The organism is Vibrio sp. 1-1(7), from assembly GCF_013048485.1.
GTDB classification, from domain to species: domain Bacteria; phylum Pseudomonadota; class Gammaproteobacteria; order Enterobacterales; family Vibrionaceae; genus Vibrio; species Vibrio fujianensis.
The window spans coordinates 728839-744530 of the sequence record NZ_VHSP01000002.1; the positions used below are offsets into that span (position 1 = coordinate 728839).

General features: G+C 42.8%; 10 protein-coding genes. 2 read left to right on the top strand and 8 right to left on the bottom strand.

The features are described 5' to 3' along the window. Positions 1 to 130: 130 nt before the first annotated feature. Positions 131 to 2935, bottom strand: coding sequence for a glycoside hydrolase family 3 protein (locus tag FKN05_RS11140; protein WP_170887505.1), 2805 nt, complete (start codon positions 2933 to 2935; stop codon positions 131 to 133). A gap of 123 nt (positions 2936 to 3058) precedes the next feature. Here FKN05_RS11140 and FKN05_RS11145 point away from each other — a divergent pair, with 123 nt between their 5' ends. Continuing rightward, a complete protein-coding gene (locus FKN05_RS11145; protein WP_161426841.1) occupies positions 3059 to 3928 on the top strand; it encodes a helix-turn-helix domain-containing protein in 870 nt (289 codons plus the stop codon). 165 nt (positions 3929 to 4093) lie between these two features. Here the strand turns inward: FKN05_RS11145 and FKN05_RS11150 are convergent, their stop codons facing one another. From FKN05_RS11150 to FKN05_RS16785, 3 genes are all read right to left on the bottom strand, one after another. After that, positions 4094 to 5377, bottom strand: a complete 1284-nt coding sequence (locus FKN05_RS11150) for a carbohydrate porin (RefSeq protein ID WP_161426842.1) — start codon at positions 5375 to 5377, stop codon at positions 4094 to 4096. Positions 5378 to 5848: 471 nt separating this feature from the next. Beyond that, a complete protein-coding gene (locus tag FKN05_RS11155) occupies positions 5849 to 7441 on the bottom strand; it encodes a glycoside hydrolase family 16 protein (protein WP_170887506.1) in 1593 nt (530 codons plus the stop codon). Positions 7442 to 7625: 184 nt separating this feature from the next. Continuing rightward, positions 7626 to 7748: a hypothetical protein gene (locus tag FKN05_RS16785; protein WP_272870143.1), complete on the bottom strand. Its 123-nt coding sequence runs from the start codon at positions 7746 to 7748 to the stop codon at positions 7626 to 7628. Between the two features lie 411 nt (positions 7749 to 8159). Between FKN05_RS16785 and FKN05_RS11160 the strand changes: the two genes are divergently transcribed. Continuing rightward, positions 8160 to 9155, top strand: a complete 996-nt coding sequence (locus FKN05_RS11160; protein WP_170887507.1) for a LacI family DNA-binding transcriptional regulator — start codon at positions 8160 to 8162, stop codon at positions 9153 to 9155. A gap of 91 nt (positions 9156 to 9246) precedes the next feature. Here the strand turns inward: FKN05_RS11160 and FKN05_RS11165 are convergent, their stop codons facing one another. The 4 genes from FKN05_RS11165 to FKN05_RS11180 are packed head-to-tail and all read right to left on the bottom strand — an operon-like array spanning position 9247 to position 15683. Beyond that, the gene (locus FKN05_RS11165) at positions 9247 to 12702 is read right to left on the bottom strand and encodes a 1,3-beta-D-glucan phosphorylase, GH149 family (protein WP_170887565.1); all 3456 of its coding nucleotides are present in this window, start codon (positions 12700 to 12702) and stop codon (positions 9247 to 9249) included. A 51-nt stretch (positions 12703 to 12753) separates the two neighbouring features. Then, positions 12754 to 13740 (bottom strand): ABC transporter ATP-binding protein, encoded by a 987-nt coding sequence (locus FKN05_RS11170; RefSeq protein ID WP_161433882.1) that lies wholly within the window; start codon positions 13738 to 13740, stop codon positions 12754 to 12756. A gap of 9 nt (positions 13741 to 13749) precedes the next feature. Beyond that, positions 13750 to 14706 (bottom strand): ABC transporter ATP-binding protein, encoded by a 957-nt coding sequence (locus FKN05_RS11175; protein ID WP_161433884.1) that lies wholly within the window; start codon positions 14704 to 14706, stop codon positions 13750 to 13752. Next, positions 14703 to 15683 carry an ABC transporter permease gene (locus tag FKN05_RS11180; RefSeq protein ID WP_099611274.1) on the bottom strand — a complete coding sequence of 327 codons (981 nt, stop codon included), beginning with the start codon at positions 15681 to 15683 and terminating at the stop codon, positions 14703 to 14705. The genes FKN05_RS11175 and FKN05_RS11180 overlap by 4 nt, the downstream gene beginning before the upstream one ends. Positions 15684 to 15692 lie beyond the last annotated feature (9 nt).

Below are 15692 nucleotides of genomic sequence, written 5' to 3' on the forward strand. Positions count from 1 at the left end.
AAACGGAAAACTGCTCAATAAAAAGGTTGCAGAGCAGTCTGAATGAAAAATAATATGTATCTTATTGTGCACATGATGCCCAAAAAGATACATAACATTCATGGTTAAATTGGGTGCAAACTGGCTGTGCTTATTGCTCTTGTCGCTCAAAGCGTAAGGTTTGCAACACTGCGCCTTTTTTCACAAATTGGGTATCGATTCGATAAATCCCCGCTTGCAAATGGATAGCGATGCCCTCAGTTTCAACGTTTTTTCCCTCGGTGCCATTGGTAGGCAGCGACATGGCAAATTCGCCATTGATGCTCAGACTGCAAGAGGATTGCGCCAATGATTCGCGATCATAGGCCATTTCGGCAAAACAGCGATAACGCCCTGCTTGCGCAACTTCAACCCAGAGTTCGCAATTATTTTCGCTGTTCACCACCATGCGCTGCGTTACCGGCAACAGCGGCACGGCATCGGGCAATCTGCCCGCTAGCGGCGCAAAAGACTTCACCGCTTGATACGCCTGCAGCGGTCTTTGCATCACAGGCGCTTGCAAAATAAAGCGGCAGATGTTCATCGCGCTGCGTTGCAACTCGCCTAACGTCAACTCACCTTGCGCTAACGCCTGTAATGTGTCGTCGTCCATCGGGTTGCGCTCGGCGGCGTCGTTTTCCACCACCATGTAGAGATCATTTTGCGCTCTTAGCATATAGCCAGTGAAACACTTACTCTCGTCGCCCCCGTCAATCGGGTGATTCATTTTTGCCCACCAGTCGGTCATCACAATGCCGGTGTAGCCCCATTCACCACGCAAAATGGTGGTGTTGAGATCATAATTGGACGCTGCCCAATGGCCATTGACCGGATTGTAGGAAGTCATGATGGTGGACGCCTGACCATACTTCACCGCCATTTCAAACGGCTTGATGTGGATTTCACGCAGCGCGCGCTGCGACATCACACTGTCCACATCCACGCGTGCGGTTTCTTGATCGTTGGCCGCAAAGTGTTTGATGGTGCCAGAAACGCCCGCTTGTTTTAAACCTGTGGTTTGCGCCGCTGCGATCCAACCGGTTAATAACGGATCTTCGGAGAAATATTCGAAATTACGGCCATTGAGTGGATGACGATGAATATTGATGCCGGGGCCAAGTAACGTATCGATTTGGTACGCTTGCAATTCTTGGCCAACCAGATAATACAACTGCTGATTGAGCGCCGAGTTCCACGTGCAGGCAAGCAGCGTTCCAATCGGCACTTGGGTCGCTTGATGGCCACTGTCCATACGAATCCCAGACGGACCATCGGCCGCCGCGGCCACCGGAATGCCCAGCTCAAACAGCGAGTCACACACCCCGCCAAACGCCGCCGCCGTACCCGGTGTCACTTTCGGGCTGCACATGCCTTCTCCACGGACAAGAGTCGCCAATTGCGCCGGCGTCAGTTGGGCAATGAAAGCGTCTAAATCGGCTTGGCCTTGGGCAACATCGGCCAACTTAATCCCTTGTTCGCTCGTAAAAGCATAGGTTGGCGGCAAGTTGGCTTCAATTCGCAGCGCCAGATCCACCGAGCGCTGTGGCACAGGCTGATAACTGGCTTTATAGATGCCATTGGCTTGGCGCTCGGCGGGCACAAGACGCTCAAACTCACGCGTTGGGGCGCAGGCTTCTGCAAGGGTTTCTAGTACCCGCAGTTGGTCGAGTTGCCAAACGGCATCAAGCAGCTCGGCTTGGCGTACGCTCCCCCCAAGGTAGAAACGGTATTCACCCGCTTCCAACACATAACTGTTTTTGTGCCCTGTCACACCGCTGTCGTCATAGGAAGACAAAGCCCATAACGGCACGCTAATTTGCACTCTTTCACGGCCATTCGGTGCAATTTCACCACTTTTATCAAAACCACACAGCACACGTGCGGGTTTGCCGAGTTTTCCTTGTGGCGCTTCAACATAGAGCTGCACCACTTCTTTGCTGCTAAATTGTTGGCCGACATTACGAATCTCAATATCAAACGTCAGCACGTTGGCGTTGGCGAGATCGCCGCCAGCATCGGCCACGTCACTAGAGCACTGCAGCAAACGGCGTTCAAATTGGGTATAAGATAACCCAGCACCAAACTCAAACTGCACCGCCTCTGGGGCAAAGGTTTCAAAGTAGCGATAGCCGACGTAAATATCTTCCGCGTAGAGATTAAAATCTTTGCGGCCAAAATGGGCAGATGAAGGGTAATCTTGCAAACGATAGGCGATGGTGTCGGTCAAACGACCACTAGGTGAGACAGCGCCAGAGAGCACATCGGCCAGCGCGTGGCCCCCTTCCATCCCCGCCGCCCAGCTGTAGAGCACCGCTTTGATCGCTTGATGGTTTTCAAGGCCAGTTAACCACGACATATCGATAATGTTGGTGACGTTCATCACCACGATCACACAGGAAAAATGGCGACACACTTTGGTTAGCATGCCGGTTTCCAGTTCGGTTAAGCGGTAGCTGCCTGCTTCATCGGCGTAATCTTTATCTTCACCGGCAGTGCGACCAATAAACACGATCGCTTTGTCTGACTGCGCTGCGGCCTGCGCCACCACCTCATCAGTCAATGGCATTTCATGTTGAAACCACGGCTCCGCCGCCCAACCGCCGCCGCCATCGTCAAATGGATGCTGTGCCAACCAAGCTTGATAGGTAGCGATCAGTTCCTGATTCAGCGTGAACGAAGCGTTGACTTGTAACCCTTGCAGCGCGTTAACGGCATACGGTACATTGACCGCCCCGCCAGACCCTGTACCACTGCGATAGGTATCCATTTGACAGCGGCCAAACAGAGAAACCACCTCTGATGGCTGAATAGGAAGGGCTTGGTCTTCATTTTTCAGCAAGACGATGCCTTCTGCTGCCGCTTGTCGGCTCACCGACACCAGTGCTTGCTGCGCTTTTTCTATCGCTGGATTTCTCATCGCTCTATCGCCCTCTTCTTGCCTTATTTTTGCCTTTGGCATTCTCATTGGTTGAGTTTGAGTGTAAGCTTTCCAAGCGCGCAATTATACCAATATACCGACTAATAAAAGGAAAATAGCGACATGAGTATCACTTATCAGTTGCATCATCATCTTCGCTATCCCCACTTTAAATTTGCTTACGTTGATGGCCACCATCACAGCGATTTCGGCCTGCATAAACACGATTTCTCTGAGCTGTTTTTGGTGGTCAGTGGCAAAGGCAATCACCTTGTTGCTTCGCATGTTTATCCACTCAGCGCTGGCGATGTGTTTGTGATTAATGGCGATACTGAGCACGCCTTCCAGAATGTGGATCAGTTAATCATCATCAATTTGATGTTTGAAGCAGGCACCCCGTTTTTCGAAACACCGTCACTGAGAATGCTCTCAGGCTATCAGGCGATGTTTAAAGTCGAACCGATTGCCCGCCAAACGCGCGACTATCAGGCCAAACTGACTTTAAATGCGCTGCAATTGTCAATCATTTCGCAATTAATCGAATCGATTCGCCGTGAGTATCAGAACGGAGAAAGCGGCTTTGAAACCATGCTCACCAGCTTGATGCAACAATTGGTGATTACTCTGGCGCGCATGTATCAGCAACAAACGCACGATCTGCCAAAAACCACACTAGCGCTAAGCCGCGCGCTGATTTTTATTGAGCAGCACTTTACCGATAGTGGCCTTCACAGTGGGGATATTGCTCAAGCGGCGTTTGTCAGTCAGCGTCAATTAGAGCGATTATTTAAGCAATTTCTCAACACCTCACCCAATCTGTACTTGCGTGAAATGCAGCTCAACTATGGGCGTACTCTCTTAAGTAATGACAGGGGTGTTTCGATTCAGCACGTGGCGGAACAGTGTGGCTTCAGTGACAGCAACTATTTTTCCAAATGCTTTAAACAGAAATTTGGCCAAAGCCCACGTCAATACATGGCACAACAAAAATAAAAAAGCCGCTGCTGTCAGCGGCATAATGAATGGCAGTGGTATGCATTCATGCAACAAAAACAAGCTCCCCCTGTAGCCCGACTTGCCAGTTGCGAAATCGGGAGTAGCGGTTCCCTAAAGTGCCACTCCCTACGAGGTAATCTCTCCCATTACCATACAGGTGGCTTACCACCACATGTCTGCTTGAATACCCACAATAAGATCGGAATTATCCCGTTTAGAACCATCTAAATAAGTCGCTAAGAAGCGAATTTCTGGAGCAGGGCCAAAACCAGTAGGGACGATCACCGTCGGAGCAACCGTCAGCTTATAGTTAGTAGCATTATCACCAACCCCATATTGATCTTCCCATTTGTTATATTGAAAACCAGCTTCTGTGGCAACAAAGAAGTTTTGCGAAATAGGGAAAGAAGGACGAACCATAGCTGATGCCCAACTATCTTTTCCTCCGTTATCTAAATCATTATATTGACCTTGAATCGAGTGGAAGATACTGATTCCATTTTCAAAGAAGTATCCTCCCCAAACTAATGCTCGTGCAGAAACATCTCCACTTTCTACTTTTTTCATTTTTGATGGGCCTTCTAAAGCACCATTTCCTGGTTTCCATGCGTTATACGTGGTTAATGTGCCACCAAGTAGTTGGCCAGAGCCAAGCCCCTTACCAGCTTGCACAATATATTTAGTAAATCCTTTTTCAGAAAGGCCAAATACCTTATCTGAGTGAACAATAGCAGTCATTTCCATACCATTGCTCGCGTACTCTGTACCATCAACAAAGTTATCTGGTAGGTATTTCCCCATTGCATGTAATTCCACCCCACCTAGATCCACTCCAACATGTACCGCATGCATCGGATTATTTGCATTAGTTGCCCAAAATTCACCTTCTGCATCATCACTAGCCACATAGGCAAAGTCCCACTTATAACCACCTAGCTCAATCCCTTCAATTCCCACACCAGTACCAGACATATCGGTATAGAAAAAGTCAGTCATAAAAATATAGTTGTCTTTGCCATAAAAACGAGTCCCCCCCCAAAGAGTACCCGTCTCCGTAACACCATCAAATTCAACAAAAGTTTCGACCATACCAATACTACTATTAGCAGCATCTGCATTTAGCCCTAATTGATTTTCACCTTGAGATTGAGCATTATCAGCTCCAGCACGAGTTTTAATGCGAATTTTTTGCCCATCATCATTTTCAAAATTTTTCTGTAACGCCAGTTCAAAATGATTATCAGATTCAATCCCTAAACGACCTAATCGTTCTTTAGAGGCTGGAAATTTGGTTCGTTTATAATCATCATTTTTACTGAAAAGCGCACCGGCACGGAAATAACCGTGAAATTCAAAACCATCTGATTTTTCAGCATAGGCAGTAGGTATAGTGCTCAGTCCTGCAGTTGCAACCAAACAAGCGAGGGTTAGCTTAGAAAGTTTCATATTAACTCCATGTTCTATCATTAACGCCACAAAGAAAGCGCTTTCTTTAGTATTTATAGGAACTCTGAACATTAGTAAAAGACACAGATGGATAATCCACATCTACTTAATCAATAAGACTAATAAAATAAAGCCTTAAGGACTATGTTCAGCGCAAAGAAAGTATAAAATGATCTTCAGATACAAAACTGTGATCACTCTCATTTAAGAAAGCGCTTTCTTAAATATTTATCACACTTTTATATTTTATCGATACCCAAACAACTTGGAGTTGTAGGTAGGCGGCAAGTGAGTGAATCTCCATGAGCATAGGCAAGCTATGTGATTGGGGTGAACGAACGTAGCCAACACCCCTGCAGCTTCAAGTAGGAAGGGTATATTAATAATAGAGAAGTTAACAGCATCGCTAATTGAATTCGCAAAAAACAACTCGTGATGTAAACATCACGAGCTGAACACGACAGATTTAGATCATTTTTTTTCGAAACGAATGTTATCTAAACTGAAAGTCATCGCAGCCGTAGGTTCAAACACCAATAAGTTATTGATCATGGTTGGATCTGCTTGATTGCCAGCCACAAACCGGTTTGACTGAGCGAGTAAATCCACCAGTTTGATGCGCACTTCGCCCCATTGACCGATTGCTGGCAATTCCACCGTCATATCACTGGTTTTTGGCCAGCCACTGTCTATTTTAACCATCAACTCACTGCCGTCGGTCATCGACTCCACCTTGATATCAAAAATCAACTCACCGCTCTCCAACCAATGGCTCACGTCGGTGGTGGGTGAACGGAAATAGAGATTGCCCGCACCGTTTTGCTTGGTGATCTTCAACACTTGACCGTGTTCGCCATCGGCCACTTCTTGGTGCGACACGATGTCCATTGGATCGTAACTGCCGTACGCCAAGTTACTATCGGAGAAAATATCTAAGTTTGGCCCCTCAGCGTAGCGATCATCTTGCGCCAAAATCGCTGGGGCTTGCTGCCCTTTGACCTTCACCGCTTGCTCACCGATGGTCGCACAGCCTTTACCTTTCCAGCGATCTGCCGAGCAGCGATACACTTTCACGTAATCTATTAGCATAGTTTTCGGGAAGTCCGATTTGTCCACGCCTTTCTCATTAGCATTGGCAGACCAAGAGCCGCCCACGGCAAGATTGAGCAGCAAATGGAAACGTTCATCAAACGGTGCTGAACCTTTGGCGTTGACCAGAGCACCATCGACTTTGTATTGACTGTACCACTCATCTTGCGTTTGTGTCGCGTAGTGAATGTTGTCGACATACCAACGAACTTCCCCTTCTTCCCACTCAATCGCATAGGTGTGGAAGTCATCCGCTGGATTGATGTTGTTGGGCAGCGAAGCACCTTGACCACTGTAGACGTTATCTGGCCATGCTTTACCATAGTGCAGGCTGCCGTAAATGCGGTTTTCACCATCGCCCGCTTGTGCTCCTGGCGCATCGGATTGTGCTTTTAAGTTAACCGCTTCCATAATGTCGATTTCACCAGACGCCGCCCAAGTGCCATATTTGTTATCGGTCGGCAGCATCCAAATTGCTGGCCACACTCCCTGCCCAGATGGCAGTTTGGCGCGGATTTCAAAGCGGCCATATTTGTGGTCACGCTTGTCTTTGGAGCGCAGACGTGCCGAAGTAAATGGCAGGGTTTTATTCGCCCCCGTTTTACCCTCAGCATCATCCGGGCCAGTGAAACTCTCTTTGTGCGCCACAATGTGCAAGTAGCCATCTTGAACAAAAGCATTGCGACTGCGCTTGGTATAACACTGCTGCTCGTTGTTACCGCCGCCCCAACAGTTCTCTTCTAAACTCCAGTTACGGCTGTTGATTTCACTGCCGTCAAACTCATCGGCCCACACCAGTTGCCACTTTGCGCTCGGTGGCGTAGGTTGATCCAGCAGCATCACTGGCTTTTTGGTTTGAACGAAGTCGGTTCCGGATGCGCTGTCACTCGCACCTGTTTGGCTACAACCCGCCAACAAGCCAAGAGAAACGGCCAAAGCAAGCTGGTTAATACGATTACGGTTGTTCGATGTCATGATTCCTCCGCACGGGATACCCCGTGACTGCGTTGTCAGTGTGAAATCCGCTGAACGACAAACAGGCTATACCATTGGCATAGCCCTTCGTCGCGGATTAACGATTATTTGTTGAAGACCACATTGCGCACTTCCACTACACCGCCATCAATGTCAGCAGTGCCACTGAAGTAGATCAGCGAAGTCACGTCGCTAAAGTCGGGGATGCCTTTGAGCTCAAACGATAGGCTGCGCCTTTCCATGGCTCATCAAACGCTTGGAAGAAGAGCAGTAACACGGACTTCATGATGTTTTTCATCAGATTCATTCTTAGTGTCCTTACGTTATAGATTGGAATAAAAACAAAAAGAAATCGCTTTCTTTTTGTTTCATAAAAAGAGCGAGAAAACAAACTGAGAAGACAGATCGCTTTCGCTAAACGACAGCAATAAAATTGAAAATCCCATATTTTGCAATGTCTTCCGTCGATAAAACCATTCTAGAAATAAATAAGGATGAAAAACGTGAGCATCACCAAAAAAGCAAGCGCTTTCTTTATGTATGGATCACATTATAATCAGTTCTGCTACGTTTACTTATAATTGGCTTAGTGAACCAGTGCTGAACCTTGTTCAGTTCCAATATTTTCTATCTCGACCGCATAAGCACTATGCACTTAGAGATCACAGGGTTACACTGTCGCCCTGAACTCAAAAGGTACTATATAAGGGGAGTTCCATTGATCACCATTAAAGAAGTTTCTGAGCTAGCGAAGGTTTCTCAATCTACCGTATCTCGAGCCCTTAACGGCCACCCAACGGTAAAAGAGGCCAATCGTAAAAAAGTTTTCGAGGCGATTGAAAAACTGGGTTACAAACCTAACGCCTTTGCACAGGCTCTCGCATCCAGTCGATCCAATAGTATTGGGATGTTGGTGGGATCACTCGATGGCCCATTTTATGGCCCACTTATGCACCATGCAGAAGATACAGTTAGACAAAATAACATTCATTTGATCGTTACTAGTGGGCAAGAGTCTTATAGTAAAGAACTCGATTCGATTTATTTTTTACGTTCAAAGCAAGTTGATGGCTTGATTATACATTCAGATAAGCTCTCTGATGATGAATTAATTGATGTGGTTAAACAACAAAATACAACGATTATACTCAATCGTTATATACCGGAAATAGCTGATCATTGTATCTATATTGATAATGAATTAGGTGGTTATTTAGCAACAAAGCATTTACTTGAAAATGGTCATACTAAAGTTGCCTGTATCTCAGGTCAACTAAGTAAAGGAGATAGTAGAGATAGATTACAAGGTTATCGAAATGCCCTAGCAGAATATGGTATTGATTATAATGCAGCTTTATTTGTTGAAGGTCGATTTGACCACCAAGGCAATCACGATGTTGCTCGGCGTTTATTAGACCGAGATCCTACCATTAGTGCCATTTTTTGCCAAAATGATAACATTGCACTGGCTGTATATGATGTTGCTGCTGAACGAGGATTAATCATTGGTCAAGATATTTCTGTTGTGGGGTTTGATAACGATACACACAGTCAACATATAAGACCTCGTTTAACAACCATTAACTTTCCAGTACAAGAAATGGGTATTGAAGCGGCAAAAGGTGTTTTAGCTTTAGTTAAACAACAAGCGTACCCTCTTAAACACAAACTAACTCCAGAATTAGTAGTTCGAGATTCGGTAAAAATGAGATAAATTTAATCTCAGCCCATTATCTGTGTATCATGGTGTTATGTTTAATATTATTCAAAAGTAGGCCCCACATGGTGAGGCCTATTTAGTTTCGTTATTCAACGTCTTTATATAACAATTTTTCAGGTAGATAGACAATGATTTTTTCTATTTCACCACGACGCTCAAAGAGACTTTGACTCCTCGATTTTGGCAGCTGTGTACCTTGATAATTCTCTATTTTCCCATCCATCATATGCACAAAAATTTTTGCATGTTCTGTACTAGAAACTTCATAAATAAAGGGAACTTGACAATAAGTAAAGGCCAATTGGTTCGCTTTTAATACATAACTGACATGAACTTTATTAACATTTAAAAAATTAAATGTTGCTGATTCTGACAAAAATTCATCACGTTTTAGTAGCGATGGAATAATTTTTAATCCTTGCGACTTAACCTGTAACCCTAGCTCACCAAATCGCGTTAATATTTCTTCTTTGACTTGTCCTGTCATACCAGGCTGTTGTGCACCTGCATGCTTAGGTGTATGAGAATAAGGATCCGTCGGAAATGCACCATAATTTTGTGGTGTTTTATTAAATCCGATACCATGACGAACACGATAATAATATTGAGCTAATAACTTGGTTTCTATGCTATCTGGATCTTGATTAAATGAATACTGATAGTTCTCCTGAACAGCTAATAACAATTTAGATACCATATGCCAATAGATACATCCTAACCCTTCGTATCCAAACATCGTTCCCGAGCGACCCGTAAAGGTTCGGTGATTAAACACTTGTTCATAAAGTGTTTCTAATTCATCCCACTGTTCTTTTGGAAGCTCTGGATAATCAGCTTGTACTTGATTTATAGCTTTGCGAAGAGAATTCACATTCTCAAATTTTGCATGAAAATGCCCATCACCTTGTAAGTCACGCAATACGATACGATGATCATTATTTGCCAACATCGCAACTATAACAGGACTCGCTTTAATTTGATCTGACTCGATGCGATTACGTTCGACAAAATTGATTAATTCGCGATCTGGATAAAGCATAAAACTTTGCTGATCTTCACGATACATATCGCTATTAAATAGGTTATTCAATAATTCTACAGCTTGCTTTGGCGTTAAAACTCCGGCACTCAATACTGCCACTTGACCTTCTAACATTGGGTAAAGATTTTCTATGCTAAGACTTTCACCAGAATAAGTCAGAATGTTATATGCATTATATAAACCATCTTCACGTAGATTACTTTTAATACTGGAATCGAGTACAACAAGACTCACTTCTAGTAATTTTTCAATTGTACTTTTTTCCGCTTTCGTTTTGCCTGAGAAGCTATTCATACGGTAGACACGTTGTCTAAACTCATCTGCGGATTTTTCCAATAAGGTTAGAATCGCTTTACGTGTTTGACGGTTTACTGTGCCCTGACGAATTTCTTTGTTCGCGTCCTGTAAAATTCGGGTGATTGAGAGCATCCAATCAAACACCTCTTTTGAGATTGAGATAGAAGAAGGTAGAACATTCACCATCCCTTGCATAAAAACAACATAACGACGCATATAGTACAACGTCACCATCGAAAGACCATTACCCACTATTGCGTTATTAGCATCGTTCCATTCTGGACGCTGAGTATTAAGCCAAATACCTCCATCTAACACTAAATTGCTAAGTTTAGAAAGTAAAGGAACAAGAATTTTTTCACAAAGATTGACCATATAGACCTGCCCTGATCCAGTAAGCACTAAACGTCCATCACTGCCTATCTGAGCAATTTTTTCTTCAATACGCTTTTGTAATTCATAGTTAAAGGTCACTGTATCTTTTGGATTGGCAAACAAACCATCAACACTACACAGTTCATAAGGTACATTTGCATAGCTAAATAAATCTGAGGTTAATAATTCTTTGAGTTCTTCTGGTTGATATTTTTTAGAAAGCTCAAGAAATTTCAGTAGATAAATAATTTGGTGGTCGCCCCAATAACCAATATTACTCCATGGGTCATCCGCTTCCAGTAACTCCCAATCGATTCCATCTTTAGTAATGCGATAAGGATTATAGCCATCCATCGTCGAGGCGTTAACAAATTTAGCCATGAAAGAGGAAATAAATCCAGGATAACTCAATGCTAACGCTTCCCAGTTTTGAAAAATATCTCGCCAATTACCTTGGTAAGAAAGTAACCGTTCACCATTATCATCTTTAAGTTTAATCTCATAATGATTCCAAGGTCGACTTGGGTCACCATGGCGACGGCCAAACGTTAGAGGAAGGTACTCGTAGCTTAAGCGTACTAATTGAGTATCACCAGTTTGCTTTGCTAATTTGACCAACTCAGCATGGGTAAAACCATCCGGTAATTCATCAAAAAAGAGGCGCTGACGTGTAACCACAGACCGATTTGTCTGCATCATGGTTTTAAAAACGTCTTTTTTATCAAGCTGATAATTATTTTCAATCACACCACCACGCATACTATTAAACAATACATTAGCGTAATGATGAACATACGTTGCTTCCTGTTCAGTTACTTGCCAAGCATCTCCCCCAGACATTAAAAAAATCAACTCTTGCTGATTTTCCATAATGTTGGTTTCGATTTTTTGTGCTAGTTTCGCGGGTGTTGCTAGCTCTTGTTCCAATTCTCGAACATCGCAATGATTTTTATCAATATCCGCAACAATTAACCAATTTTTACTTTGATTTTCCAACAACTTCACTGTTTTATTAATTAAATAACTTCCTCGAACACCTCGCGAGATAGGTTGATTGACAAGCCTTTCACCACAACGAAATACACTTATTTGCTCACTGCTTAATAAAATTTGTTCAAGCTCATCATCCAGAGAAAATACCGTAGTCGCAAGTAATGACTCTGCAGGCTCAGCACGATCACTTAATTTTGCATACATGGTATAAAGTGCTAAAGAAGTATCGACTACTTGTTCATTCCACTTATAAGCATCGACTAATGCACTACGAGTTTGTAAAGCCGCAAGTGGTGCTCCAGATGGAAGTATATTTTGTAAGCCGTCCAATATATCTAGTGTACGAGGCTTACCAGATAAATCGGTAATTTCAGCACGTCGAATAAATCCATATTTTTCACACGTTGTCCAAGAATATTGAAATTTTAATTTTAATGTATGGTTAAGCTCTTCAAAAACAATTTTATCACCAAGGTTATTTTTATAAAGGTGACGCTCAACTTGATATAAACCATCATGAAAACGATTAAATGGTTCCCAAAGTGACCACTCTTGTTGATTTTTAACTCGAATAATTGTTTTTGAGCCTGTATTTTCCGCACTCTCATGAATATGGTCAACGGACTTATATGGAAAAAGTGCATTTTCAGGACGAATACGTCCAGCAGATAAACTACCAGTCGAAGAAATAAAAAACCAATGGTTGCTTGAAGAAACAATACTGATAAAAAACGGATCTATTTTATCAACATGGCTAATTTTATAATAACGTTCACCATGTAAATCGACAAAATGGCCTTCAACAGAACTATTCATATTTTTTTTTACATTCATCATGTTATCTCAATATAATGAAAGCGCTTTCTTTTACGCTTTTTTAAACGACTAACGATTAATATGGTGGCAACGTGCAAAGTGATTTGTCCCGACTTTTCGAGCTTCAGGAAAGCTCAGACGACACTGCTCAGTAGCTTTTAAGCATCGTGGAGCAAAAGGACAGCCAACACTGCTCGGTTTCCATAATGGGATATCTCCTTTTTTAGCTAACAGTTCTCTTTTGCCAGCTCGACCAACTTCTGGAACTGCAGATAGCAGTAATTGTGAATAAGGATGTTCAGGATTTTGGGTTACGCTATCACTATCGCCCCATTCCACCATATGCCCAACATACATGACCGCTGTTTTTTCCGCAAAATAACGCGCTGTAGCAATATCATGGGTTATATACATAAATGAAATGCCATGCTTATCTTTTAGATCTGACATTAAATTTAATATGCCTAGACGTACTGATACATCAAGCATGGAAATAGGCTCATCTGCCAAGATAACTTCGGGATCTACCGCGATAGCACGGGCAATCGCCACACGTTGACGTTGGCCTCCACTAAGCTCATGCGGATATTTTTCGGCGGTTTCTTTTGCCGGAGATAACCCCACCATTTCCAGTAACTCGAACACTAATTTAGGAATATGAGCTTTATCAGCACGCTTATGAATTAATAAAGGGCGTGCAATATGATGGTAAATACTATGCACTGGATTAAGTGAACCAAATGGGTCTTGAAAAATCATCTGTACTTGTCGTGCATATTCCAACTCACCGTTTTCCTTAATATACTCCGCTAGTGGTTGTCCTTTAAAAATAATTTCACCCGCTGTTTCTTGATAAATTCGAGTTAATATACGAGCTCCTGTGCTCTTGCCTGAACCCGATTCTCCGACAATAGCCAGAGCCTCGCCTTTTCTTAATTCAAAAGAAACATCATTGACCGCTCTCATCACATTATCTTTGACAGACTGTCCCAATGGAAAATCTTTGACAAGATGATTAATGGACAAAATCACTTCATTTTTTTTAATACTTTCCATATATTCCTCTTATCGAATAAGGTGACAAGATACTAAATTACCATTTTCAACGGATATTAACTGAGGTGCTTGCTGCTGACATTTTTCTACACAGACTGTGCAACGTTCTTGAAAATTACACCCATTTGGTAGGTTCAATAAATTAACAGGGTTACCAGGTATTCCATACAGCCTCTCTTTGGGGCCATGAATTGTAGGAAAAGAGGAGATTAAGCCTTTAGTATAAGGATGTTGAGGATTACCAAAAACCTCACTCGCTTGGCCAAGTTCAATCAAATTACCTGCATACATCACCCCGATACGGTCTGCAATTTCTCCCATAAGACTTAAGTCATGGCTGATGAATAAAATAGAAAAACCGAATTTTTGTTTTAATTCATACAATTCATTTAAAATTTCTCGTTCGACAACAACATCAAGTGCAGTTGTTGGCTCGTCCATAATAATTAGTTTAGGTTTCAATACCAAAGCAATAGCAATGACGACTCGCTGACGCATCCCCCCACTTAACTGATGTGGAAAACTTTTCATGCGATCGGCATGGATTCCGACGATATTTAATAGTTCAACCGCTCGTTCATACGCTTGTTTGTAAGAGACTTTTTTGTGCGCAAGTATCACATCCGTTAACTGCTCACCAATGGTAATGACCGGGTTTAATGAATTCATCGCACTTTGAAATACAACCGACACCTCATTCCAACGAAAATCTCGTAGCTGTCTATCGTTCATCTTAAGAACATCGCTACCCTTATAAAGGATCTCACCTTCTGAGATCAAAGCGGGTACCTTGTGAAGTCGAGAAATAGCAAAGGCTAAGGTGCTTTTACCACATCCAGACTCACCAGCAAGCCCCAATGTTTCACCTGGGGCAATAGATAAACTAACATGATTAACTGCGCGAGCTACCCCATTTGGTGATACGTAATCAACACATAGGTTATTAATTTCTAATAACTTATTCATAATAAACCTCGGCGTTTATCTGCTTCTTTTTTCAATTTATGCCACAATTTAATATGAGGCCCTGTACGTAATTTAGGATTACTAACCTGATCAATAGACATATTGATCAAGGCTAAAGCTCCGCCCGTTAAAGCTAATGCAATAGCTGGAACCAACATTTCCCACCAAGCACCGGTGTATAAGGAAGAGGAAGTTTGTGCCCAATAAAGCATCGATCCCCAGCTCACTTCAGTAGGATCACCTAACCCAAGAATACCCAAACCAGCTTCAGCCCCCATGGCATAAATCACTGTTCCAAGAAAGCCACCAAAAACGATTGAAACTAAATTAGGAAGTATTTCAACTAAAATAATTCTAATTTTAGATTCTCCCATCACTTCAGCTGAAATAATAAATTCTTTATGACGAATAGCCATTGTTTGCGATCTAATTACCCTCGCTCCCCATGGCCACGAGGTTAAACCGAGCAAAACAGTAATGACAAGCGAGCCAACCTGCCCTAAAAATGCAGCTAAAACGATTAATAAGGGAAGCTGAGGAAATACTAGGAAAACATTAGTGATAAAATTTAACCGTTCATCAATTTTCCCTCCAAAATAACCAGCAGAAACACCAACTATTACCGCTAAACTCATGGCAATAATCCCTGCACTTATCGCAACAGAAAGTGATTTTCTAGCACCATAAAGCACTTGGCTATAAACATCTCTTCCACTTCTTGTCGTTCCGAGCACGTGTTCAACATTAGGCGAAACATGAGGACGAGCGACACGCCTTTCTGGATCATGAGACGCAAGTACAGGGGCAAACATTGCACCACATAAAATAATCGATAACAACAATCCACCGATAATTGCAGGAGGGTTACCATAAAAAAATGCATATGCTTTATTGGCAATGTTTTTTATTCTTTTAGAAAAAGATATTGGTGCATCACTAGAGCAATCTATTGACTTGGTAGAATTTTCAATATTCATAATAATTTT